The 24501-nt window shown below is 39.0% G+C and carries 27 protein-coding genes; 21 read left to right on the top strand and 6 right to left on the bottom strand.

Features of this window, described 5'->3' with window-relative positions; translation table 11 throughout:
- Positions 1–37: 37 nt before the first annotated feature.
- Both sigK and pssA read right to left on the bottom strand, forming a co-directional pair.
- Positions 38–754 carry an RNA polymerase sporulation sigma factor SigK gene (sigK, locus tag RCG19_RS02820; RefSeq protein WP_166238668.1) on the bottom strand — a complete coding sequence of 239 codons (717 nt, stop codon included), beginning with the start codon at positions 752–754 and terminating at the stop codon, positions 38–40.
- Positions 755–1085: 331 nt separating this feature from the next.
- Entirely contained in the window at positions 1086–1625 is a 540-nt protein-coding gene (gene pssA, locus RCG19_RS02815) for a CDP-diacylglycerol--serine O-phosphatidyltransferase (RefSeq protein WP_166238666.1), read from the bottom strand.
- 124 nt (positions 1626–1749) lie between these two features.
- On the opposite strand from pssA, the gene RCG19_RS02810 reads away from it, so the two are divergent.
- A complete protein-coding gene (locus RCG19_RS02810; protein WP_308109592.1) occupies positions 1750–2547 on the top strand; it encodes a phosphatidylserine decarboxylase in 798 nt (265 codons plus the stop codon).
- Between the two features lie 59 nt (positions 2548–2606).
- Here the strand turns inward: RCG19_RS02810 and RCG19_RS02805 are convergent, their stop codons facing one another.
- A complete protein-coding gene (locus RCG19_RS02805) occupies positions 2607–2747 on the bottom strand; it encodes a sporulation histidine kinase inhibitor Sda (RefSeq protein WP_166238662.1) in 141 nt (46 codons plus the stop codon).
- A 485-nt stretch (positions 2748–3232) separates the two neighbouring features.
- Between RCG19_RS02805 and RCG19_RS02800 the strand changes: the two genes are divergently transcribed.
- Genes RCG19_RS02800 through RCG19_RS02765 form a run of 8 tightly spaced genes read left to right on the top strand, consistent with a single transcriptional unit; the run spans position 3233 to position 8269 of the window.
- On the top strand, positions 3233–3748 hold the full coding sequence (locus tag RCG19_RS02800) for a YqeG family HAD IIIA-type phosphatase (RefSeq protein ID WP_308109591.1): 516 nt from the start codon (positions 3233–3235) through the stop codon (positions 3746–3748).
- A 3-nt stretch (positions 3749–3751) separates the two neighbouring features.
- Positions 3752–4858: a ribosome biogenesis GTPase YqeH gene (gene yqeH / locus RCG19_RS02795; protein WP_308109590.1), complete on the top strand. Its 1107-nt coding sequence runs from the start codon at positions 3752–3754 to the stop codon at positions 4856–4858.
- Positions 4859–4891: 33 nt separating this feature from the next.
- Complete coding sequence (gene aroE / locus RCG19_RS02790) at positions 4892–5731, top strand: shikimate dehydrogenase (protein ID WP_166238656.1); 840 nt, start codon at positions 4892–4894, stop codon at positions 5729–5731.
- On the top strand, positions 5725–6015 hold the full coding sequence (yhbY, locus tag RCG19_RS02785) for a ribosome assembly RNA-binding protein YhbY (RefSeq protein WP_166238654.1): 291 nt from the start codon (positions 5725–5727) through the stop codon (positions 6013–6015). The genes aroE and yhbY overlap by 7 nt, the downstream gene beginning before the upstream one ends.
- Before the next feature lie 22 nt (positions 6016–6037).
- Positions 6038–6607 (top strand): nicotinate-nucleotide adenylyltransferase, encoded by a 570-nt coding sequence (locus RCG19_RS02780; protein ID WP_308109589.1) that lies wholly within the window; start codon positions 6038–6040, stop codon positions 6605–6607.
- Positions 6597–7163: a bis(5'-nucleosyl)-tetraphosphatase (symmetrical) YqeK gene (gene yqeK, locus RCG19_RS02775; RefSeq protein WP_308109588.1), complete on the top strand. Its 567-nt coding sequence runs from the start codon at positions 6597–6599 to the stop codon at positions 7161–7163. Before RCG19_RS02780 ends, yqeK begins: the two co-directional genes overlap by 11 nt.
- 3 nt (positions 7164–7166) lie before the next feature.
- Positions 7167–7523: a ribosome silencing factor gene (rsfS, locus tag RCG19_RS02770; RefSeq protein ID WP_166238648.1), complete on the top strand. Its 357-nt coding sequence runs from the start codon at positions 7167–7169 to the stop codon at positions 7521–7523.
- Positions 7520–8269, top strand: coding sequence for a class I SAM-dependent DNA methyltransferase (locus RCG19_RS02765; protein WP_308109587.1), 750 nt, complete (start codon positions 7520–7522; stop codon positions 8267–8269). The genes rsfS and RCG19_RS02765 overlap by 4 nt, the downstream gene beginning before the upstream one ends.
- 54 nt (positions 8270–8323) lie before the next feature.
- Here RCG19_RS02765 and comER read toward each other — a convergent pair whose 3' ends face one another.
- The gene (gene comER / locus RCG19_RS02760; RefSeq protein WP_308109586.1) at positions 8324–9157 is read right to left on the bottom strand and encodes a late competence protein ComER; all 834 of its coding nucleotides are present in this window, start codon (positions 9155–9157) and stop codon (positions 8324–8326) included.
- A gap of 85 nt (positions 9158–9242) precedes the next feature.
- Between comER and RCG19_RS02755 the strand changes: the two genes are divergently transcribed.
- The 3 genes from RCG19_RS02755 to RCG19_RS02745 all read left to right on the top strand — a co-directional run bounded on the left by RCG19_RS02755 (position 9243) and on the right by RCG19_RS02745 (position 12783).
- Positions 9243–9896, top strand: coding sequence for a helix-hairpin-helix domain-containing protein (locus RCG19_RS02755; protein WP_308109585.1), 654 nt, complete (start codon positions 9243–9245; stop codon positions 9894–9896).
- Between the two features lie 72 nt (positions 9897–9968).
- The gene (locus RCG19_RS02750; RefSeq protein ID WP_166238642.1) at positions 9969–10382 is read left to right on the top strand and encodes a deoxycytidylate deaminase; all 414 of its coding nucleotides are present in this window, start codon (positions 9969–9971) and stop codon (positions 10380–10382) included.
- Positions 10383–10464: 82 nt separating this feature from the next.
- Entirely contained in the window at positions 10465–12783 is a 2319-nt protein-coding gene (locus tag RCG19_RS02745) for a DNA internalization-related competence protein ComEC/Rec2 (protein ID WP_308109584.1), read from the top strand.
- A gap of 68 nt (positions 12784–12851) precedes the next feature.
- Here RCG19_RS02745 and RCG19_RS02740 read toward each other — a convergent pair whose 3' ends face one another.
- Positions 12852–12986, bottom strand: coding sequence for a YqzM family protein (locus RCG19_RS02740; RefSeq protein WP_166238638.1), 135 nt, complete (start codon positions 12984–12986; stop codon positions 12852–12854).
- 293 nt (positions 12987–13279) lie between these two features.
- Between RCG19_RS02740 and holA the strand changes: the two genes are divergently transcribed.
- Positions 13280–14296: a DNA polymerase III subunit delta gene (gene holA, locus RCG19_RS02735; RefSeq protein ID WP_308109583.1), complete on the top strand. Its 1017-nt coding sequence runs from the start codon at positions 13280–13282 to the stop codon at positions 14294–14296.
- 41 nt (positions 14297–14337) lie between these two features.
- On the opposite strand, the gene rpsT is transcribed toward holA, so the two are convergent.
- Entirely contained in the window at positions 14338–14598 is a 261-nt protein-coding gene (gene rpsT, locus RCG19_RS02730; protein WP_166238634.1) for a 30S ribosomal protein S20, read from the bottom strand.
- A 207-nt stretch (positions 14599–14805) separates the two neighbouring features.
- Between rpsT and gpr the strand changes: the two genes are divergently transcribed.
- The 8 genes from gpr (at position 14806) to dnaK (ending at position 24501) form a co-directional block, all read left to right on the top strand.
- Positions 14806–15924 carry a GPR endopeptidase gene (gene gpr, locus RCG19_RS02725; RefSeq protein ID WP_166238632.1) on the top strand — a complete coding sequence of 373 codons (1119 nt, stop codon included), beginning with the start codon at positions 14806–14808 and terminating at the stop codon, positions 15922–15924.
- A 120-nt stretch (positions 15925–16044) separates the two neighbouring features.
- Positions 16045–17250: a stage II sporulation protein P gene (gene spoIIP / locus RCG19_RS02720; protein ID WP_308109582.1), complete on the top strand. Its 1206-nt coding sequence runs from the start codon at positions 16045–16047 to the stop codon at positions 17248–17250.
- Positions 17251–17269: 19 nt separating this feature from the next.
- Positions 17270–17596: a DUF3679 domain-containing protein gene (locus RCG19_RS02715; RefSeq protein WP_308109581.1), complete on the top strand. Its 327-nt coding sequence runs from the start codon at positions 17270–17272 to the stop codon at positions 17594–17596.
- 119 nt (positions 17597–17715) lie between these two features.
- Positions 17716–19551 (top strand): translation elongation factor 4, encoded by a 1836-nt coding sequence (lepA, locus tag RCG19_RS02710; protein ID WP_166238626.1) that lies wholly within the window; start codon positions 17716–17718, stop codon positions 19549–19551.
- 127 nt (positions 19552–19678) lie between these two features.
- Entirely contained in the window at positions 19679–20818 is a 1140-nt protein-coding gene (gene hemW / locus RCG19_RS02705; RefSeq protein WP_308109580.1) for a radical SAM family heme chaperone HemW, read from the top strand.
- A gap of 92 nt (positions 20819–20910) precedes the next feature.
- Positions 20911–21942, top strand: coding sequence for a heat-inducible transcriptional repressor HrcA (hrcA, locus tag RCG19_RS02700; protein ID WP_166238887.1), 1032 nt, complete (start codon positions 20911–20913; stop codon positions 21940–21942).
- A 106-nt stretch (positions 21943–22048) separates the two neighbouring features.
- Positions 22049–22639, top strand: a complete 591-nt coding sequence (grpE, locus tag RCG19_RS02695) for a nucleotide exchange factor GrpE (RefSeq protein ID WP_166238622.1) — start codon at positions 22049–22051, stop codon at positions 22637–22639.
- Between the two features lie 29 nt (positions 22640–22668).
- Positions 22669–24501 carry a molecular chaperone DnaK gene (dnaK, locus tag RCG19_RS02690; RefSeq protein ID WP_308109579.1) on the top strand — a complete coding sequence of 611 codons (1833 nt, stop codon included), beginning with the start codon at positions 22669–22671 and terminating at the stop codon, positions 24499–24501.

Below are 24501 nucleotides of genomic sequence, written 5' to 3'. Positions count from 1 at the left end.
AAACTCGCCCAGTAGGCGAGTTTTTACTTTCCTATCATTATCCCTTTTTCTTTCGTTCCTTTTCAGCTCGGTAAAATTCATGAAACATTTTCATCAGTGCCCGTTTTTCAATTCTTGAGACATAGCTTCTAGAGATCCCCAGTTCTTTCGCGATCTCACGCTGTGTTTTTTCTTTTTGCAAATCAAGACCAAACCGACCAATAATGACTTCCTTTTCGCGATTATCCAGCACTTCGATATATTTTTTGATCTTTTCAAGCTCCATGTTCAGTTGAATCGTATCAATGACGTCCTCTGATTCAGATTTTAGGACATCAATTAATGAAATTTCATTTCCTTCTTTATCCTGGCCAATCGGGTCGTGCAGAGATACATCCTTTTTTGTCTTCTTAAGCGCCCGTAAATGCATCAGAATTTCATTTTCAATACATCGTGCAGCATAAGTCGCAAGCTTTGTGCCTTTCCCCTCTGAGTAGCTCTCTATGGCTTTAATTAAACCAATCGTTCCAATTGAGATTAAATCTTCGGAATCCTCCCCGGTATTTTCGAATTTTTTTACGATATGTGCAACCAATCTTAGATTGTGTTCGATTAACATATTTCTTGCATGCGGATCCCCTTCTGCCATTAACCGTAGATACTTTCGTTCATCAGCAGCAGATAGGGGCTGCGGGAAGGCATTATTTTTTACATATGAAACAAGAAATAAAAATTCCTTCATTAAATAACCGAGAGCTGTTAAGATTCCAGACATCCACATCCACCCCCGTGCTTTATTTGGACTAAAACCCATTAATAATTCCTATGAGGAAAACAGAAAATTGTGTCTGTCCCGAAATTTTTTTTTGAAAAGATAAGAAATATAAATTTCGACTTCGAGAATTGTCCAGCTCCAGCGCCCTAGCGGCTAGTGTCCTTCGCTCTCCGCCCTACGATAAGTCAAGCACGAATGCGCCTCCGGCTCTTCGTGTTTCCTTTATCTCAGTTGGAGTGCTCCAGGCCATACGCCGCTGACCAGGACGCTTACGCTTTTCTGATGAAAAATAAAAATAACCTTAGCGAGCTAAGGTTAAATTTGCATTTCTTTATACTTTTTTAAGTTTAAACGAACTAACCATCAGGAAGGATAGAATGATCATTATAAATAAGAACGTTTGTGATGGTAAATAGGGAATAGCTAAAAAGCTTAAGGTTGCCAAGCAGCCCGCGGCTGTAATCGGTAACCCGGTAAAATACCCATTGCTTTCTGTAATATTGAAACGTGCTAATCGAAATGCGCCACAACCGATGTAGAATACAGTAAAAAAAGAACCCGGACCACCAAATTCATATAAAATTCCTTGATATAGTAATAGTGCAGGTGCTACACCAAATGATATAATATCACTCATGGAATCTAATTGTTTGCCAAGTTCTGATTCAATATTAAATTTTCTGGCAATCATACCGTCAAAGCGATCTGCTAAAGCAGCAATAAAAATGAGGAGCAGGCTTAGCCGTAAATTTCCGTGCATCCCGAAGACAATCGCAAATCCGCCAAGTGATAAATTTGTTAAGGTGATGACATTAGCTGTTTGGGATTTCAGCTTTTTTATTGTTTGATCCAATACGTCCAATAAAAACATTCTCCACACCACTCCTTTCTTTACGAGAGGGGAATCATTTGTTTTGTTTACTCTATAATATTTAATTCTAAGCGTTTTATGTCTTTTCGTAAAGAGTATTTTTACACTATTTGGGGGTATTCCAATGATACAGGGGTTTTATCGTCTATTGATTGAGTTAACGAATGGTAGGTGGACATCGGGTGTCTTAAAGAAGTTTGCCCGTTCTCGTGTCAGCCGTTTTGTCGTGCCGTCCTTCGCTAAGGTCTATCATTTGAATCAAGAAGAAATGGAGAAAGGCTTGTCAGAATATCCTACCCTTCATGATTTATTTGTAAGGACATTGAAGAAAAATGCCAGGGAAATTGATAAAGGCCATGATACTGTTGTCAGCCCTGTCGATGCTGTCATGGAAGACGTTGGTTCGATTAAGGAGACTAGTGAAATTGTCGTTAAAGGTAAGACTTATTCAATTGAAGAGATGCTGAGTAATCGAGAGCTTTTAGCAAAATACCAAAATGGTACATACATGGTTCTGTATTTAAGTCCCAGTCATTATCACCGCATTCACAGCCCAGTGAACGGAAACGTTACCAAACAATGGTCACTTGGAAAAAAATCATACCCAGTGAATAAACTAGGGTTAAAATATGGGCGCCGAACTCTAGCTAAGAACTACCGGATGATAACAGAAGTTAAAACAGAATTTGGGCATGTGGCCGTAGTCAAGGTTGGCGCCATGTTTGTTAATTCGATTGAAACTACACATAAGGGATCCGAATTAGTAAAGGGCGAGGAGATGGCATACTTTAGCTTTGGGTCTACCGTTGTACTGCTTTTCGAAAGGAAAACATTTAAGCTTGATTCCACAATAAAGATCCCAAAGGAAATTAAGGTAGGGGAGAAAATTGGAACTTTGAGCAAATCGGCCATACGCCGCTGACCAGGGCGCTTCCGCTTTTCGGATAAAAAGAAAAGCCCATAAAGGGCTGAATTAATAGGTTAGGATGTTCGTTTAATTTTAATGTATAAAGAACGTCGGTGAATTTCGGACTCAATGAGACCAATAAATTCAGGGCTTAGATTTAATTCTCTTGCTTTGTAATAAGATTCGATTAATAATTCATCTGACAGTTTCCGCATGTCAGAATCCACCTCCGGTAAAAAAAATAATTGTTCTATTTCATCATTTGGATTCATAAAATGGTATGTTCAATTGGTGTACCCTAAATCTACCAAATTTATTCCTATTGGACAATCACCAGGATTTTCCACAGGTTCTAGTGGATAACTTGTGATTAATCTGTTTATAAAGTAAAGAAATGTAAATGATTCAATGGGTATAATGTTAATAAGGTTATCCACAGACCGCGAAAAAGTAGATATTTGTCGAAAAATATTTTTTCATTTTATTAAACCGTCATATTTTTGAAATAAATGTATTTTTTATTTAATGGTTTTGTGATTGACTATCATGTATTGTCAAGAATTGAAGAACAATAAGATAACGAGTTTTCCTTTGAATCAAAGGGTGAAATTGGGTATGATGGTACAAGAAAAGATGAATGCCAACATTCTTGAATGTGTAAAAGCAATTTTATTTAGAATTATAATGAGGTGTCAGCTTAGTGTTAAAAAAATTTTTACCGAATGAGCATGTGAAAAGCATATTGGATATTTCTCCTGCGGAGTTAAAGTCTCGTGGGATTAAAGGGATTATTACGGATCTGGATAATACGTTAGTGGAATGGGATCGTCCGACAGCTACTCCAAGTTTGATTAAATGGTTTGATGAAATAAAAAGACAAAATATCCTTGTGACGATTGTGTCTAATAATAATGAAGAAAGAGTGAAAGCTTTTTCCGATCCGCTGCAAATCCCGTTTATTTTTCGGGCAAGAAAGCCGATGATGCCGGCATTTCACAGAGCAATCTCGCAAATGGGCATTAAAAAGGAAGAGGCTGTGGTCATCGGGGATCAATTATTAACGGATGTACTCGGCGGTAACCGCAGTGGTTTTCATACCATTCTCGTTGTCCCCGTTGCGCAAACGGACGGGTTTTGGACAAAATTTAATCGCTTTGCAGAACGGAGAATATTAAATTGGTTCCGCAAAAAAGGCATGCTTCAATGGGAGGACTAAACTGTGAGTGAACAACAATATGTATGCATGGGCTGCGGCATCAAAGTTCAAACTGAAAACCCAGAGGACCTGGGATATGCGCCAGCCTCGGCATTAGAAAAAGAAACGATTATTTGTCAAAGATGTTTTCGGCTAAAGCACTATAATGAAGTTCAGGATGTCAATTTAACGGATGATGACTTTTTAAAAATATTAAATGAGATGGGCAGAACAGATGCCCTAATTGTCATGATTGTTGATATTTTTGATTTTAACGGTAGCTGGCTTCCTGGTTTACATCGGTTTGTTGGACATAACAAGGTTTTACTTGTTGGAAACAAAGTTGATTTACTGCCAAAATCCGTGAAGCATAACAAATTAATTCATTGGATGAAACACGAAGCTAAGGAATTGGGGCTAAGGCCCGAAGAGGTGTTCCTTGTCAGTGCGGCTAAAGGGGTCAATGTGAAAGAAACAGCAGCAGCCATAGACGAATTGAGGAATGGGAAAGATGTATATGTCGTCGGCTGTACGAATGTAGGTAAGTCTACGTTTATTAATAGAATTATTAAGGAAGTAACTGGGGAAGCGGATGTTATTACCACCTCTCATTTTCCGGGGACAACCCTTGATATAATAAAAATCCCACTTGATGATGAGAAATCATTAATTGATTCACCAGGAATTATCAACCATCATCAAATGGCTCATTTTGTTGATAAAAAGGATTTAAAAATAATCACGCCGAAAAAGGAAATCAAACCAATGGTGTTTCAGCTAAATGAGGGACAAACCTTGTTCTTCGGTGGTTTAGCCCGGTTTGATTATATTAGCGGCGGCAGAAGATCCTTTGTTTGTTATGTTTCCAATGAATTAAATATCCACCGGACGAAAACAGAGAATGCAGACGAGCTTTATGTGAAACATGTCGGGGAAATGCTGACACCACCGGGGCCGGAACAAATAGAGTTATTTCCGGAGCTTGTGAAACAGGAATTCTTCATAAAAGAAGCGAAAACGGATATTGTCTTTTCGGGACTTGGCTGGATCACAGTAAACGAGCCAGGGGCAAAAGTGGCAGCCTATGTCCCAAAGGGTGTACAAACGTTAATCCGAAAATCTTTAATATAAGATAGAGATTGTAAATTGGGTGGGGAGAGGCAAATGAGAAAATTGTATGCTGTATTGGGGGATCCGATTGGACATTCCATGTCACCGGTTATGCTAAATGATTTATTTTCCTTTTATCAAGTGGATGCCCATTATCTTCCTTTTCAAGTAAAGGCAGAGGATTTGGGAGAGGCTGTTAAGGGCTTAAAAGCCCTTGGTGTCGGCGGGTTTAATGTAACCATTCCACATAAAAGTGCGATTATTCCCTATCTTGATGTTGTTGATGAATTAGCATTAAGCATTGGTGCCGTCAATACTGTGGTCAATGAGGGCGGAAAGCTCATAGGCTATAATACAGATGGTCCCGGATTTTTAAGAAGTTTGAACCCTTTCGTCCCCAGCGTATCGGATCAAAGAATTTTGTTGATCGGTGCTGGGGGAGCTGCTCGAGGGATTTATTTTGCCTTGGCCAAGGAGAAACCGCTTGTGATAGACATTGCAAACCGGACTCTTGAAAGGGCCATGCATCTCATTGCGGAGTGTCCTTATGATAGTCCCTCAAAGGCGTTATCCTTACAGGAAGCAAGCAAAAATATAGGGGAATATGATTTAATTGTCCAAACGACGATGATCGGTATGTCCCCGAAAATAGCGGAGCAGCCACTTAGTTTGGACAATTTAGCTAAACAGTCAGTCGTTTGTGATATAATATATAATCCGTTAGAAACGCAGCTTTTACGAGATGCTGCTTCAAAAGGGGCAAGGACCCAAACCGGTGTCGATATGTTTGTCTATCAGGGCGCCCTTGCTTTTGAAAAATGGACTGGAATATTTCCTAATGTCGGAAGAATGAGAAACAATGTGTTAAAACAACTAGGAGGAAACCAATGTTAACTGGTAAACAAAAAGGATTTTTACGTTCAAAGGCCCACCACTTAGATCCGATTTTTCAGGTTGGGAAAGGCGGCGTAAATGAAAATATGATTAAACAAATCGCAGATGCACTGGAAGCAAGAGAACTATTTAAAATTAGTGTTTTGCAAAACTGCGAGGTAGATAAAACAGAAGTTGCCGAGCAATTGGCAAAAGGAGCCGGTGCAGAAATCGTGCAAATTATCGGAAACACGATTGTCCTTTATAAAGAGTCTGTGGAAAAGAAAACAATCAAACTTCCATAATAGAGCAAAGGGTGGCTGTCGCATGAAGAAGGTTGGAATATTGGGCGGAACTTTTAACCCGCCGCATAACGGACATCTTTTGATTGCTAATGAAGTTCTTTCCGAATTACAGCTCGATGAAATTTGGTTTATGCCAAATCACGAGCCGCCGCATAAAAAAAGGCCCGAATCTGTCAGGGACGAGGAGCGCCTAAACATGCTTAAGCTTGCGATAGAAGGGAATTCCGCTTTTTCTATTCAGGCGATTGAGCTTGAACGTGAGGGTCCTTCGTATACGGTTGATACTATAAAAATGATTAATACCGAACATAAGGACCATCAATTTTATTTCATTATCGGAGCAGATATGATTGAATATTTACCGAAATGGCACAAAATTGATGAACTTGTAAATATAGTTCAATTCGTTGGGGTTCAAAGACCGTCCTATAGTCATCATACAGATTACCCTGTTCTATATGTTGATGTTCCGGCATTCGATGTGTCATCAAGTATGATTAGGGATCGTATGAAGTGCGGACAAACTGTTCGTTATTTATTACCCGACCCAGTGATTGAATATATTGAGGAGAAACATTTATATGGAACGTGAAAAGGCTTTAGAACTGGTTAAGAAACAATTAACAGCACATCGGTACCAACATACTTTAGGGGTCATGGAAACGGCAATCACCTTGGCCATTCAATATGGAGCAGATGAAAAAAAAGCAGAAGTTGCCGCCATTTTTCATGATTATGCGAAATTTCGCCCGAAGGATGAAATGCGGGAAATTATTGTTGCTCAGGGTTTCCCTGAGGATTTACTCGTGTTTAATTCGGAATTATGGCATGCCCCTGTCGGCGCTTATCTGGTGGAAAAGGAAGCAGGCATTACCGACCAAGAAGTCTTGGATGCTATTCGCTACCATACTTCCGGGAGGCCCGGCATGACTATACTTGAAAAGGTTATCTATTTAGCTGATTATATCGAACCGGGAAGACATTTTCCTGGTGTCGATGAAGTGAGAGAGATGGCGAAGGAGAGTTTAGATAAAGCGTTAATTAAGGCTGTTCAAAATACCATCCTATTTTTAATGAAAAAAAACCAATCGGTATACCCGGAGACATTTTATACGTATAATGACCTTGTCACTAAACTGGAGGCTTGATGAATGGAGAACCAAGAACTTTTAAAAATTGCTGTAAAAGCGGCGGACGATAAACGAGCTGAAGATATTCTGGCTCTTAATATGAATGGGATTTCCTCAATTGCGGATTACTTTATTATCTGTCATGGTAATTCGGATAAACAGGTACAGGCAATTGCTAAAGAAATGAAGGAAAAGGCACAGGAATTCGGTTATGATGTGAAGAGGATTGAGGGTTTTGATGAAGCAAGATGGGTATTAATTGATTTAGGTGATGTTGTAGCCCATGTCTTCCATCGTGAGGAAAGAAGCTATTACAATTTAGAACGCTTATGGGGCGATGCACCGCTTGTAGACCTTCGTAGTGAGCTGAATACATGAGTTATGAACAGTTTGCCTATTTGTATGATGAACTAATGTTGGATGCCCCGTATGATGGATGGGTACAGTTTGTCAAGGACATACTCGCGAAGTATAACCATAGGGGGACCCCGCGATTGCTGGATTTAGCCTGTGGTACAGGTGAGCTCTCTGTTCGTTTTGCTAAAGAAGGCTATTTAGTAACCGGGGTTGATTTGTCAGAGGATATGCTTGCTGTAGCACAAGCAAAGGCTGAAGATAAAGGAGTAAGGATTCCTTTTTTTCAGCAAAATATGGCTGATTTGGATGGTCAGGGACGGTTTGATGTGATCGGCATTTTTTGCGATTCATTAAATTACCTTTTAACCGAAGAAGAGGTAACCTCTACATTTGCAACTGTTTTGGACCATTTGGACGAAGATGGAATCTTCATTTTTGATGTTCATTCAATCTTTAAAATGACCCAAGGCTTCATTAACCAAACTTTTGCATTAAATGAGGAAGAAGTATCTTATATTTGGAACAGTTTCCCCGGTGATCATCCGAATAGTGTTGAACACGAGTTAAGCTTTTTCGTTTTGGATGAACAGACAAAGAAATATGACCGCTTTGATGAAGTTCATTTTCAACGAACATATCCTATAGAGCAATATTCAAATTGGTTGGAATCTGCCGGCTTTAAAGTACTGGAGGTCGCTGCTGACTTCGAACATAGTTCGCCGCTTGCACATTCTGAGCGAATCTTTTTTGTTGCTAAGAAAAAGTAGAAAAAGCCATCTTTTTTTTAAAAAAGATGGCTTTTTTAGAAGGATTTTGTCAAATTAAAGCGAATTAAGATTAGAGAATTGAATCTCCACTTTATCCAAATCTTCTTTGAACTTTGCATGTGTTGCTTGAAAAAGGTGTTCAAACGTATCCCCTAGCTCGTTATCAAGGACTTTTATTCCCTCACCCGTTATACCGCCCTTCACACAAACTTTTTCCTGTAAAGATGGTAAAGTATAGTGGCCCTGTTTTAATAGTTCACCAAGGCCGACAATCATTTCACTAGCAAATATGGTGGCGGTCTCCTTGTCAATTTCCGTCTCTTTTACAGCTGCTTGAATGAAACGCTGAAGCAGATAGCTGAAAAACGCAGGTCCACAGCTTACGATATCAGAGGCAACCCTGGTTATGTTTTCATCGATACAAACTGGCACAGATAGCTTCGAAATTAATTTCTCAACTTTTTTCCTCCAATGATCACTACAGTTATCTCCATATGTTAGTAATGACACCCCGGATAATGCACGGTTGGTGATACTTGGGATCACCCGGACCGTTGAACAAGATACCTTTTTTTCAATCTGGCTTGTACTGACGGGACTCGTTATTGAAATAATGCATTTTTCAGGGCTTAAATATGGATTGATCCTCTCCAGCATAGTAAATATGTCAAGTGGTTTCACACAAATAAATAACAAATCGGATTGAGACGCTACCTCTTCTGCATTCGCCCCAACCCTAATTTCCTTATATTTATCTTTAAGCAGCAAGGCTTTTGATTTTGTTCTGTTTGTAATGATCATTGAAGAAGGGGAAATGGCTCTTCCGTCAATCAAAGCCTCTACCATAATGGTCCCCATATTTCCGGTTCCGACGATACCTATATTCATGTTCCGACCCTCCTTCGCATGCAATATTCTTTTATAACCATATGAAAAATGGAAGTAAAATATACCTTTGAAAGGATGGATTCTCTTGAAAGACTGGCTGATTGAACATAAACTAGCTGTGATTGCCGTTATTTTTATTGTTGGTGGAAGTCTTTATTATTTTTATGCTCAGGATAATGTGGAGCCCGTTCCGATGAATTCTATTGTTGAAGAAAATAATCTCCAAACAGAGGAAAAGGAACCTGTCGATCGTACAAAAACAAATGAAGCTGCTAAACTGCCAGAAAAAATCATGGTCGATGTAAAGGGGCAGGTAAAACTACCTGGAGTATACCAGTCAAATATTGGAGAGAGGGTAATCGATGTGATTGGCAGGGCGGGGGGGTTAACAGAACAGGCTGATCAAGCTCAGGTGAATTTTGCCGAACATGTGCAGGATGAAATGGTGATTTACATTCCAGCCATGGGGGAGGAAGGAGAAGCCGCAACAACAGGCTCATCCGGGGAAGATAGACTAGCATCAAGCGCTGCTAGTCAAGGCAAAGGGAAAATTAATATTAATAAAGCGGATGAGCAGGAGTTACAAAACCTTCCCGGTATTGGACCGGCAAAGGCTACCGCGATCATTGAATATCGGAATACCAGCGGTTCCTTTAAAGAAGTCGAGGATTTAAAAAATATAAGCGGTATCGGGGATAAGACGTTTGAAAAGTTAAAAGATCTAATAGTGGTTCATTGATCCTTTCATTTGACCGAAAAGGACAAAGACCAGTAAACTTACTATATAGAAATTTTTTGGGAGGGAAACTGAGTGTCTCGTAAAGATTGGGATGAATATTTTATTGGAATTGCAGAAGCTGTTGCGACTCGTTCGACCTGCCCCAGGTTACATGTAGGATGTGTGTTAGTCAAGGATAACCATATTATTTCAACTGGTTATAATGGATCTATCCATAGACATGACCATTGTGAAGATGTTGGATGTTTACTTACACCGGATGGCAGATGTATTCGCACTGTGCACGCTGAGGAAAATTCAGTTTTACACTCTGACCGTGATCTAATAAAGGGGGCAACTGCTTACGTAACGCATGAACCATGTGAAAAATGTTCTAAGACTTTAGCACAAGCGGGCATTAGTAAGATTGTATTTAAAAATGCCTATCCTAATAAATGGAATGAGTATTTTTTAAAGGATATTGAAGTCGTTCATTATATTAAATGAGTTTTTGTTGGTAAACGAACGTATACAGATTGCTCTTGAAAAATTGGGTACCTTTATAAAAACACATAATGGAGAAAAAACAATGAATGGAAAATATCTTTATTTTGCCCTTTCAGCTTTATTAGGCGTTCTAACCGCTCTTGTTATGTTTCTTCCTTTTCTCCTATTAACAATTATTTATCTTTATTTATTAACAAAATATAAACGATTCCGCGGTGGTCAACTGTTAACTGTTATCCTCCTTTTTACTGCTCTTTTCCTGGCGGGGGAATGGACTGAAATCGATCATAAATCGATCATCACGGAATCGGATACCAAGCTCATTATTGAATACACCCAAGATCCAAAAATTGATGGTGATCTCCTACAAGTGCAGGCAGTAGAAAAACAATTCCAGGAAAAACTTCTCATCCGTTACCAAATGAAATCTGAAAAGGAAAAAGAGTTTTTGAAGAATAAAAGTTTTTTTCGTTGCGTTTGCAAGGTGTCAGGCACCATGGAAAAACCAGCCATAGCCAAAAATCCAAATGGATTTAATTACCGTTCTTATCTGGCTTCAAAAGAAATTTATTGGATTTTAGAGATGAATGAAAATCCACTTCAATCGTGTTCCCCATTGAAATCATCCCCAATCATGTTAATTAAACAACTTCGTTTTTCCGGGGTCCGTTTCCTTGAAGAGCATTTTCCACCGGAAATAGCCTCATTATCTGCAGCATTAATTTTTGGCGACAGGAATATGCTTGATCCTGAATTACTGGGGGATTACCAAAAAACAGGGATTGTTCATTTATTAGCTATTTCTGGCCTGCATGTTTCCCTGCTTATCGGAATGGTTTTTTATATGGGGATTCGTTGTGGGCTTACCAGACAATTCATGACCAATTTTCTTTTAGTTTTGCTGCCCGTTTATGTCATCCTAACTGGGGGCTCTTCATCCGTTATCAGGGCTGCACTAATGATTTTCCTAGTCTTGATTACGATTAAATGGAAACGCCGTCTAAAGCTTTTACCACTTGATGCAATTAGTTTGGCATTAATCGTCTGTTTATTTATTACTCCATTGGTGATATTTGATGTTGGTTTTCAGCTTTCCTTTTCCGTTAGCTATGCAATGATTCTGTCAGCCCCGCATATCCTAACTGGTTACCAGGGAAACGGGGTACGAATGCTGATTACATCAGTAACAGCACAACTTGCTGCATTGCCATTATTGCTCTACCATTACTTCGAAATATCAATGATTGGTATTTTAGCAAATCTGCTGTATATCCCGCTTTTTTCTTTTGTCTATCTACCGGGACTATATGTGCTGTTTTTCTTTCAACTTCTGTTCAGACATACGCCGCAAATTCTTATTGGCCTTTTTTTAAAAATCATTCACCTATTCAATTATTTGATTGGGATTCTAGCAGATTTCCACCTCGCCCATTTCATACCTGGAAAACCTCACCTAATTATTCTCATGATTTACCTTTTCCTTATATTTGCTGTTTTTTACAATTGGGAAGCAGGTGTATATTCGAAAAAGCTATTTTTACTAGCTGCCATCCTATTTACTGTTCAACCTTTTTGGAACTGGGTAAATCCTTATGGAGAAGTGACCATGATTGATGTTGGTCAGGGAGATAGTATTTTGATCCATCTCCCACATGGAAAGGGTAACTATTTAATCGATACTGGTGGTACAATAAGCTTTGCTGAAGAAAAGTGGAGGAAGCGTTCCAAACCATTTGAGGTGGGACGGGATGTGGTACTTCCTTATTTAAAAGGAAAAGGAATTACACAAATTGACAAATTAATCCTTACACATGGGGATATGGATCACATTGGCGGAGCCCTATCCATTTTAACTGAGCTTAAGGTGAAGCAAATTCTAATGCCATCTATGACTGAACCGTCTACCACAGAGCTGGCTATCATCAAGGAGGCAAGGAAACAAGGAATTCCGGTCTTTAAAGTTTCAGTGGGTGATCAATGGAAAGAAAATAAAAGCGAATTCTTCGTCCTTTCTCCTGAAAAAAACTTTACCGGCGAAAGGAATAGCGGATCGATTGCTTTCGTTGCCCGTTTAGGGGGAGTCAGATGGTTTTTTGGCGGGGATCTTGATCAGGAAGGGGAGGAGAAAATAATAAAAAAATATCCTCATTTGACAATAGATGTTCTAAAAGCAGGTCATCATGGAAGTAAGACATCGAGCAGTGAGATTTTTATCAAGCATATTAAACCGAAAGTAGCGCTCATTTCTGCTGGTGAAAATAATCGTTTTGGTCACCCACATCAAGAAGTATTAGATCTTTTAAAAGAAACAAATAGCATTATTTTTCGTACTGATCAGCAAGGGGCGATTACCTACCGTTTTTATCATGGGAAAGGAACCTTTTCAACCTATCTGCCATAGTATAATGTATTCTAATAAAAAAGAACTGCACTTCATTGCAGCTCTTCGTTACCATATGTAGCTATTCATTATGAACCAATTAGCTTAACAACAGTTGCAATAATAAACATTAAAGCGAAAACACCGAAGGAAACCCCAAATCCAATTCCAGAATCAATCGCATCGTTACGCGTATATTGCGGATTTTTTTCAAATTCGTTCATAGTGCACCCCTCCTATTTCATCCTATAGTATAAGCCATTTGTTTGAAAAAATCCAGCTTTCCTTTTCTTGCTTCCTATATTGACAAGAGTTGTCAAAATAGTATGACTCGGCAAAGGCTACACTATGATTACAAAAGGAACTCCGCCAGACAATACATGACCATAGGGGCATATATTGCAGGCGTTCATTATAGATCGGGAATTGGCACTTATTAGATAAGTGCTAATTCTCATTAAGTACTTGTCAAATTGTCCAAGCTTCATTACGATAAGATATGAGGGAGATGGACAAAATGGTAGTAGATATTTGGCGGAAAATTAAACAAAACGAAATTTCTCCTTTATATTTAATATATGGAATAGAGGCATTTTTAATAAATGAAACAAAACAATTACTGCTTAACCATATTTTAGACGAGGAAGAAAGGGACTTTAACTTTTCTGCATATGATTTAGATGAAACACCCATTGATGTGGCATTAGAAGATGCCGAGACCTTTCCTTTTTTAGGGGAACGTAAGGTTGTTTTTTTACATAATCCCACCTTTTTAACTGCGGAGAAATCAAAGGCGAAGGTGGATCATAATTTAGTGAAATTTGAGGCTTATCTGAAGGAGCCTGCTCCATATACGGTGCTAGTTATTTCGGCCCCTTATGAAAAATTAGATGAACGAAAAAAAATAACCAAGGAACTAAAAAGAAATGCAGAATTAGTTGAGGCCAAAAAATTAAATGAACATGAATTGAAAAATTGGGTAAAAGAACGAATTAAGGGCAGCGGTATTGAATTTGAGGCAAATGCGATTGAGCATTTGCTTACGCTTGTGGGCACAAATATGTTTATGCTTGCTGGCGAAGTTGACAAATTATCTTTATATGCCGCTGAGGAAAAGCGTGTTGATGTGCATTTGGTCGACAGGCTTGTGGCTAGGTCACTTGAACAAAATATTTTTACCTTGATTGAAAAAGTAGTACAGCGCCGGCTCGATGAGGCGTTACGCATTTATTATGATTTGTTAAAACAAAATGAAGAACCAATCAAAATTTTGGCGTTGCTGGCCGGTCAATTTAGGTTGATTTATCAAGTAAAGGAGCTTTCAAGAAGAGGGTATGGGCAGCAGCAAATTGCCAGTTATTTGAAGACGCATCCTTTCAGAGTAAAACTTGCACTTGGACAAGCTGGTAAGTTTACCGACGAAGAATTATCAAACTTAATGAACCTTATTGCCGAAGCAGACTTCCAAATGAAAACGGGCGGGATGAATAAATCATTATTAATCGAGATGTTATTGTTTAGGTTAAAAAAATAAAAAAAACGATTCCTCTAGTGGGAATCGTTTTTTTGTGCTTATTAAAGAGCGTTTGATTTCTTCATTAGACGTGATTTTTTACGAGCAGCAGCATTTTTGTGGATAAGACCTTTTGCAGCAGCCTTGTCTAATTTACTAGCAGCAGTAACTAATGCTTCTTTAGCAGCAGTAGCGTCGTTAAGAGTAACAGCAGCTTCTACTTTCTTAACAGCTGTACGCATTGCAGATTTAGCAGTTGTATTTTGAGCATTTTTAGCTTCAGTTGTTTTTACACGCTTAATAGCAGATTTAATGTTAGGCATTCCATTCACCTCCTACAAAGAATCGAGACTATATGAACTCGACTGTACATTCATCCATAATAATTCAGAACAAGAAGTATTTTATCAAACAGGAGCCTATTTTGCAATACACAAATAAAACCGATAAACAATTAACCTGCATGTTTTATAGTGTATAGGGCAAAAATAGGAAATAGTTTCTATTTATAGCGTTAGGAGTGAATGAAAATGGAAGAGTCGATTGACTTAAGTCAGTACTCCGTTCGAACTGATTTGGCTATTGAAGCAAGGGAAATGGTGATTGCCGGGAAATCAGTGGGGCAAGAGGAAAACCTTTCGCAAATTGAAGGCGTCATTATCAAAGAAAAAGATGTTGACGATATAAAAATTTCATTGGTTGAGGTAACGAAACAAGGCGAAGAGCACCTTGGTAAAAAAGCTGGACGGTATTTAACGATGGAGGTTCAAGGCATCAGGCAGCAAAATACCGAGGTTCAGCAAAAGGTAGAGGAGATTTTTGCCCGAGAATTCGCTTATTTCTTGGAAGGATCAGGTATCAAGAAAACAGATTCCTGTCTTGTTGTCGGTCTTGGGAATTGGAATGTTACCCCCGATGCACTAGGTCCTATGGTCTGTGAAAATTTATTGATTACCCGGCATCTTTACCAGCTTCAACCTGAAAATGTCGAAGAAGGTTACCGTTCCGTTAGTGCCATGTCGCCAGGTGTGATGGGGCTGACGGGGATTGAGACAAGCGATATCATTTTCGGTATTGTTGAAAAGACAAAACCTGATTTTGTTATCGCCATTGATGCGTTGGCATCAAGATCAATTGAAAGGGTTAATTCGACCATTCAAATTTCCGATACTGGAATTCATCCTGGGTCAGGCGTTGGTAATAAAAGAAAAGAACTAAGTAAAGAGACCTTAGGCATCCCTGTTATTGCGATTGGAGTTCCAACGGTCGTTGATGCCGTTTCGATTACTAGTGATACCATTGATTTCATCCTGAAGCATTTTGGAAAGGAATTGAGGGAAGGGAATCGTCCCTCTAGAGCGCTTGCCCCAGCTGGAATGAGCTTTGGGGAAAAAAGAAAACTAACGGAAGAGGATCTGCCTGAAGAAAAGCACCGGAAGACGTTTCTGGGAATGATTGGTACGCTGCCAGAGGATGAAAAAAGAAAATTAATTTACGAGGTACTTTCGCCAATTGGGCATAACCTAATGGTAACACCTAAAGAAGTAGATGTGTTTATTGAAGATATGGCCAACTTAATTGCCAATGGGTTAAATGCTTCACTTCATAGTGCAGTCGACCAAGGAAATGCCGGCTACTATACAAAATGAATCGTTACTGGAGCCTACTTGATAAAGCAGAGGCTCCTTTTTCATTCGACCAATTTTTTGGTTCTACCAATTCTAGTAATTACATAAGATTTACTAGAATCGTTCATGCGAGGTGGAACTATGAAGAAGGCTAGAACATCAGGCACGTTTTTAATTGTTCAAGGGACAAGCTTACTAAAAATCTTTGCTGCACTATCATTATTTTTGATCTTGGTCTTTTCTATTAGCGGGCTCTTAACCTCGTTAAAGCCGCAATATAGAATTATGTCTGCCTCCGTAAATCAAGCGGCAACAAACGTAAATGGAGAATTGCTCTATCAATTAATGGGCTGGGAAAATCATCATTTTTTAAAAGCGGAAAATAATTGGGCCTCGGCTCCAAAACTAACCAGTTTGGTGTTTAAATTATCAAACAATATCAATCTTGATGATCCTCGCAGCCTTCTTGGAAGAGAACTTCCCGGGTTCTTTCAATTTGATGGAAAAATTCTAGTTGCAGGTGAAGGGACGAATTATACGAATATGCCGATTGAGTCATCACCTCCAATTGATATCATGAAGGCTGAGCGTGAGGCAGCGCTTCAAAATTTAGAAGGATTAGATCAACCGACTAATGAGAGTCCAACACTTCCCCCGGGACAAACAACGGGTGATCGTAAGGTTGTCTATGTTTATTTTACCCATAATAGGGAATCCTTTTTACCATATCTGAAAGGTGTCACAGATCCAAACTCGGCCTCACACTCACAAATAAACGTCACCAAGATTGGCGATCAACTTAAAACAAGCCTCGAAGATAGAGGAATTGGAACATTTATTGATAAAACAGATGTCCAGGCCAACCTAATAAAAAAAGGTTTAAAATACCCAAGATCATATCAAGAATCAGGGTCATTAGTACAAGAGGCTATAGCGTCAAACCGAGATCTGCAATATTTAATAGATATCCATAGGGATTCACAGCGAAAAGACCATACGACCACTACAATTAATGGAAAGTCATATGCCAAGCTTGCATTTATTATTGGTGGTAGAAATCCAAATCATGAAAAAAATGAAGAGTTAGCAAGGGACCTCCATGTTCTTTTAGAAAAAAAATATAAGGGTTTGAGTAGAGGAGTTTTTGTGAAAAATGAACCTGGATCAAATAGTGTCTATAATCAAAACCTATCTGATAAGGCCATTTTAATTGAATTTGGCGGTGTTGATAATACCTTTGAAGAATTAAACCGTTCGGCAGATGCCCTTGCAGATGTGTTTAGTGAATATTACTGGCAAGCAGAAAAAGTGAATCAAGATGAAAATCAATCCACTGATAAACAATAGCGGCAGGGGAGCACTTCAAATGAAAATGTTTATGGTAAAAAGTGTGTTTGTTGCAGCACTCATGCTTATCTCCGTTTTAACCGGCATGCAGTTGGCGGGTAATGGGATTCATAAGTTGAAGGGGTATGAAGACCCAAATTTTCAACATGCTGTCTCTATCCATGAAACGAACAATAATATTAGTGCCTCTATCCTTGGGAATGATGTTTCCAGTCATGATCTCGAGGCGAAAAAGAAAAAGCTAGAGGAAATAAGTGCATTTAATTTCTTCTCTTCGATGGGGAAGAAAATGTCTGACGGAATATCAGGCGCATCGGAAAAAATTATCCATCTCATTGCAGATTAATATGAATTTGCGGCGCCTTTGGTGCCGTTATTTTATTCTAAAAGCATTGATTTCCGTCTTTCTCTGCTGATATAATCAAAAATAGTGTATATGTGCGAGAATAGTAGGAGTGAACTACCATGAATAGAGAAGACAGACTGAAACGCCAAGCAAAAATTAGAAATTTTTCGATTATTGCCCATATCGACCATGGGAAATCAACATTAGCTGACCGTATATTAGAAAAAACCAATGCTTTAACATCCCGTGAGATGAAGGATCAGCTTTTGGATTCAATGGATCTAGAAAGAGAACGTGGGATTACCATAAAGTTAAATGCTGTCCAGTTAAAATATAAAGCAAAAGATGGCGAAGAATATATTTTCCATTTAATTGATACACCGGGACACGTCGATTTTACCTATGAGGTATCAAGGAGTCTTGCTGCCTGTGAAGGGGCTGTCTTAGTTGTCGATGCAGCACAAGGAATTGAAGCACAGACACTAGCGAACGTTTACCTTGCACTCGATAACGACCTTGAAATTTTACCAGTTATCAATAAAATTGATTTGCCTAGTGCTGAGCCGGAACGGGTTCGCAATGAAATTGAAGAGGTCATCGGACTAGATGCTTCGGAAGCGGTGTTAGCATCTGCAAAGGCTGGAATAGGGATAGAAGAAATCCTTGAACAAGTGGTAAAAGCGGTGCCGGCCCCAACGGGAGATCCAGACGCCCCATTAAAGGCCTTGATTTTTGATTCCTTATATGATGCCTATCGCGGCGTTGTTGCTTATATTCGTGTTGTGGATGGTACGGTTAAAGTTGGCGATAAAATCAAAATGATGGCAACCGGAAAAGAGTTTGAAGTAAATGAAGTGGGTGTGTTTTCACCGAAAGCAACGATGCTGGAAGAATTAACTGTTGGTGATGTTGGCTTTTTAACAGCCTCGATTAAAAATGTCGGTGATACTCGTGTCGGGGATACGATTACAAACGCAAAGAATGGAGCTGTCGAGCCGCTTCCTGGTTACCGAAAGCTAAATCCAATGGTATATTGCGGTCTTTATCCAATCGATACAGCCCGATTCAATGATCTACGTGAAGCACTTGAAAAGCTGCAATTAAATGATTCCGCTCTCCAATTTGAACCTGAAACCTCACAAGCCCTTGGCTTTGGTTTTCGTTGTGGATTCCTAGGACTGCTCCACATGGAAATCATCCAGGAGAGGATTGAACGGGAATTCAAGATTGATTTAATCACTACCGCTCCAAGTGTAATTTATCATGTTCATATGACTGACGGTTCTGAGGTGAAAGTTGATAATCCATCAAACCTGCCTGACCCGCAAAAAATTGACCGTGTGGAAGAGCCCTACGTGAAAGCGACAATGATGGCTCCAAATGATTATGTCGGTGCGATTATGGAGCTTTGTCAGTTCAAGAGGGGAATTTTCATTGATATGCAATACCAAGGTGAAAACCGGGTCAGTATTGTCTATGAAATTCCATTGGCCGAAATTGTTTACGATTTCTTTGATCAGTTAAAATCAAGCACAAGAGGCTACGCATCCTTCGATTATGAACTGATTGGATATAAACCATCCAGTCTTGTAAAAATGGATATATTGTTAAATGCGGAAAAAGTGGATGCATTAAGCTTTATTGTTCATAAAGATTTTGCATATGACCGTGGAAAAGTAATTGTTGAGAAATTGAAAGAACTCATTCCAAGGCAACAGTTTGAGGTTCCCATCCAGGCTGCAATTGGTCAAAAAATTGTTGCTCGTTCCACAATTAAAGCGATGCGTAAAAACGTATTAGCAAAATGTTATGGCGGCGATATCTCCCGTAAACGTAAACTATTAGAAAAACAAAAAGAAGGTAAAAAGCGGATGAAACAAGTAGGTTCCGTTGAAGTACCTCAAGAGGCGTTTATGGCAGTTTTAAAAATGGATGACAATAACGCAAAAAAATAAAAAACTAGCTGAGGTGAGGACAAGCCCCGATTTAAGGTGGTCCTGCCTCTTTTTATATGGGAAAGGGGCGGAGCGACGCAAGTGGGTAGCTTGGAACACTATATTATTTTTGTAAGGAAGTGGAAACATGATCAAAGCAGCATACCTTCATATCCCATTCTGTGAGCATATTTGCCATTATTGCGATTTTAATAAGGTATTTCTAAAAGGGCAGCCCGTAGATGATTATCTGCAGGCGCTAGACAAAGAAATGAAGTTAACACTTGAACAGGTGCCGACAGATTCATTACAGACTATCTTTGTTGGTGGCGGTACACCAACTTCCTTAAACGAACAGCAATTATATCGGTTCTGTGAGAGTGTGAATCGACATTTGCCCATGAGTGAGTCATTGGAATTTACTTTTGAAGCAAATCCAGGTGACTTAACGAAGGAAAAATTACAAATATTAAAAGACGCGGGAGTCAATCGAATCAGCCTTGGTGTTCAAACCTTTAATGAAACGTTATTAAAAAAAATCGGCCGTACCCATTCGGCGAGGGATGTATATCAAACCATTGATAATGCTAAAACGATTGGGTTTGAAAATATCAGCGTAGATCTTATTTTCAGTTTACCGACGCAAACGGTTCAAGATTTTAAAGAAACGTTAGCAGAGGCATTTACTTTAAATATCACCCATTATTCGGCATATTCATTGATCATTGAACCAAAAACAGTCTTTTATAATTTACTGAAAAAAGGCAAGCTCCCTACCCCGGGTGAAGATATCGAAGCAAGCATGTATGAAATATTGATGGAGGAAATGGAAAAGAACGGTTTTAATCAATATGAAATCAGCAATTTTTCCAAACCGGGCTATGAAAGCAGGCATAATTTGACATACTGGAATAATGAATATTATTACGGGTTTGGGGCTGGTGCCCATAGCTATGTGAATGGGATTAGACGATCAAATTCAGGGCCGTTGAAAAGATATATCGAACAAATAAACACATGTCAGCTACCAGTCTTTGAAGAACATCCAGTAACGAAAGCAGAACAAATGGAAGAGGAAATGTTTCTTGGTTTACGGAAAACAGCAGGCGTTTCAATTCCACATTTTATCGAGAAATTTTCATTGAATCCGCTTGATTTGTTTGAAAAGGAAATTCAGGATTTAGTCAATAAACAATGGATAGAAGTGAAGGATAATCATATATATTTAACTAAAAGTGGCCGTTTTTTAGGAAATGAAGTGTTTCAGGCCTTTTTAGGTGTAATCTAGGTTCTTTTTATTGACATCATATATCCTTTTTTGATAATTTATTAGTATAATTAGCACTCGGTAATGATGAGTGCTAACAGAGGTGATGAATGTTGTTAACAGATCGTCAATTGTTAATTCTGCAAGTTATTGTTGATGACTTTATTCGATCTGCCCAACCAGTCGGCTCAAGAAGCTTGTCGAAAAAGGAGGAAATTTCCTTTAGTTCGGCTACGATTCGTAATGAGATGGCTGACCTTGAAGAGTTGGGGTATATCGAAAAGACACATACCTCATCAGGTCGTGTGCCATCAGAAAAAGGTTATCGGTATTATGTAGATCATTTGTTGCCTCCTCAAGTTGTAAATCAGCAGGATATATCGATTATCAGGTCCATTTTTGCTGAAAAGATTTACGAGTTTGAAGAGATCATTCAAAGATCGGCCAAAATTCTTTCGGAGCTGACCAATTATACCTCGATTGTTCTTGGCCCAGCCGTAAGCATAAATAAGCTGAAAAAAATCCAAATCATTCCGTTGAACAAAGAGACAGCGGTAGCCATTTTTGTTACGGATACAGGACATGTTGAAAATCGTACCTTCTCATTACCAGTCTCTGTGGATGCAAGTGATTTAGAAAAAACGGTGAATATTTTAAATGATCGGCTTTCAGGTGTTTCTTTAGAGAATTTAAACGATAAGATTTATAAGGAAGTAGCGATGCTTTTAAGGCAGCACATTCATAATTATGATTTAATACTGCATACAATCGCTGATTCTTTAAAGATGCCAATCCATGAAAAGCTATTCTTTGGTGGAAAAACAAATATCTTAAGCCAACCGGAATTTCATGATATTTCAAAGATCCGTACACTCCTGATGATGATCGATCAGGAAGAATGGATTTATAATTTAATTCGAAAAGACTCTGCAGGAATCCATGTCAAAATTGGCACGGAAAATAATATTACTGCCATGGACAATTGCAGCCTAATCACTGCCTCCTATGCAGTTGGTCAAGAAAAATTGGGTACAATTGCTATCCTAGGTCCAACGAGAATGGAATATTCACGTGTAATCGGTTTACTCCAATTTTTAAGCAGTGATTTGACTGAAGTCTTGACAAAGTTGTATCAAAATAATTAGCACTGGTAATATTGAGTAAGGGTGGAATGCCTTTAATTTCACCCCTTTTACCATGAAAATAGAGTTTTTTTTACATGAAACGAACGCTTTAAGGGAGGTGAGTAAGTTGACGAATGAAAAGAATAATACCATTAATGAAGAAGTAGAAATCGAAGTTGAAAATACTGAAAATGTTATACTCACCGATGAAAATGCGGCTGAGGGAGAAGCAACAGAAAATGCCAATGTTGACCCAGTCGTAGAGCTTACGAAAGAAATTCAAATGCTAAATGGTAAGGTTGAGGAAGCAGAGAATCGGTATTTACGACTTCAAGCAGATTTTGATAATTTCCGACGTCGTTCTCGGTTAGATCAAGAGGCGAGTGAAAAATATAGAGCTCAAAAGTTAATTACAGATTTACTGCCAGCGCTTGATAATTTTGAAAGAGCCATGAATGTAGAAGTTGATAATGAACAAATAAAGTCATTATTACAGGGAATGGAAATGATCTACCGTAGTCTTTTAGATGCCTTGAAAAAAGAAGGTGTGGAACAAATTGAATCCGTAGGGAAAGAGTTTGATCCCCATCAACATCATGCTGTAATGCAAGGTGAGGATGAGAATTTTGGATCCAATATTGTTACGGATGAACTTCAAAAAGGGTATCTATTAAAAGACCGTGTGATTCGCCCGGCAATGGTGAAAGTAAATCAATAAGTCTACATATATATTAGGAGGAATAGGCAATGAGTAAAATAATTGGTATTGACCTTGGTACAACAAACTCTTGTGTGTCCGTACTTGAAGGCGGGGAACCAAAAGTAATTCCGAATCCGGAAGGAAATCGCACAACTCCCTCTGTTATTGCATTTAAAAACGGTGAACGCCAAGTTGGGGAAGTGGCAAAACGCCAAGCAATTACAAATCCAAACACGATTATGTCGATTAAACGTCATATGGGAACAAATCATAAAGAGAATATTGAAGGTAAAGATTATACACCACAAGAGCTTTCTGCCATTATTCTTCAATATTTAAAATCCTATGCTGAGGATTATCTTGGTGAGCCTGTAACAAAGGCAGTTATTACAGTACCTGCTTACTTTAATGATGCAGAACGTCAAGCAACAAAAGACGCTGGGAGAATTGCCGGCCTTGAAGTTGAGCGAATCATTAATGAGCCTACTGCTGCCGCATTAGCATACGGTTTAGATAAAACAGATCAAGATCAAACGATTCTTGTTTATGACCTTGGCGGAGGTACATTTGACGTTTCCATTCTTGAACTTGGTGACGGAGTATTTGAAGTAAAATCAACTGCCGGCGACAATCGCTTAGGCGGGGACGATTTTGACCAAGTGATTATTGATTATTTAGTGGAACAATTCAAAAAGGAAAACGGCATCGACCTTTCAAAAGATAAAATGGCATTACAACGCTTAAAAGATGCCGCTGAAAAAGCGAAAAAAGATCTATCTGGTGTGACTTCAACACAAATTTCTTTACCATTCATCACTGCGGGTGCTGCGGGTCCACTTCATCTTGAAGTAACGATGTCTAGAGCAAAGTTTGATGAACTATCTGCGAGTCTTGTGGAACGGACAATGGGTCCAACACGTCAAGCACTCAGTGATGCGGGATTATCACCATCACAAATTGATAAAGTTATCCTTGTTGGTGGTTCGACACGAATTCCTGCCGTTCAAGAAGCTATTAAAAAAGCAACAGGTCAAGAGCCACACCGTGGTGTTAACCCTGATGAAGTGGTAGCTATGGGTGCTGCCATTCAAGGCGGCGTTATCACTGGTGATGTTAAGGACGTGGTATTGCTTGACGTAACTCCACTTTCACTTGGTATTGAGACAATGGGCGGCGTGTTTACAAAGTTGATTGACCGTAACACAACGATCCCTACATCTAAATCGCAAGTATTCTCAACGGCAGCAGACAGTCAAACAGCTGTAGATATCCATGTACTTCAAGGGGAACGTCCTATGGCAGCGAATAACAAAACCTTAGGCCGCTTCCAATTAACTGATATTCCGCCAGCACCACGCGGAATTCCACAAATTGAAGTAAACTTTGATATTGATAAAAACGGTATCGTAAATGTTCGTGCTAAAGACCTTGGTACGAATAAGGAACAACAAATTACGATTAAATCTTCAACAGGTCTTTCTGATGAGGAAATTCAAAAAATGGTAAGAGAAGCAGAAGAAAATGCTGAAGCCGATAAACAGCGTAAGGAAGAAGTGGAGCTTCGCAATGAGGCTGACCAGCTTGTCTTTACAACGGAAAAGACGTTAAAAGATCTTGAAGGCAAGGTAGATGCTTCAGAAGTTACAAAGGCAAATGAAGCGAAAGATGCATTAAAAGCAGCCATTGAGAAAAACGATCTAAACGAAATCCGTACTGCCAAAGATGCATTACAGGAAATTGTTCAAGCATTAACTGTGAAGCTTTATGAACAAGCCGCACAAGCACAACAAGCGCAGCAGGGCGGTCAAGAAGGTGGCAACACATCTGCAAACGACGATGTCGTGGATGCAGAATTTGAAGAAGTTAAAGAAGATAAATAA

Source organism: Neobacillus sp. OS1-2, assembly GCF_030915505.1.
Taxonomy (GTDB): domain Bacteria; phylum Bacillota; class Bacilli; order Bacillales; family Cytobacillaceae; genus Neobacillus.
Note: the sequence above shows the minus strand (reverse complement) of the source record. Positions and strands in the feature narration are given on the sequence as shown.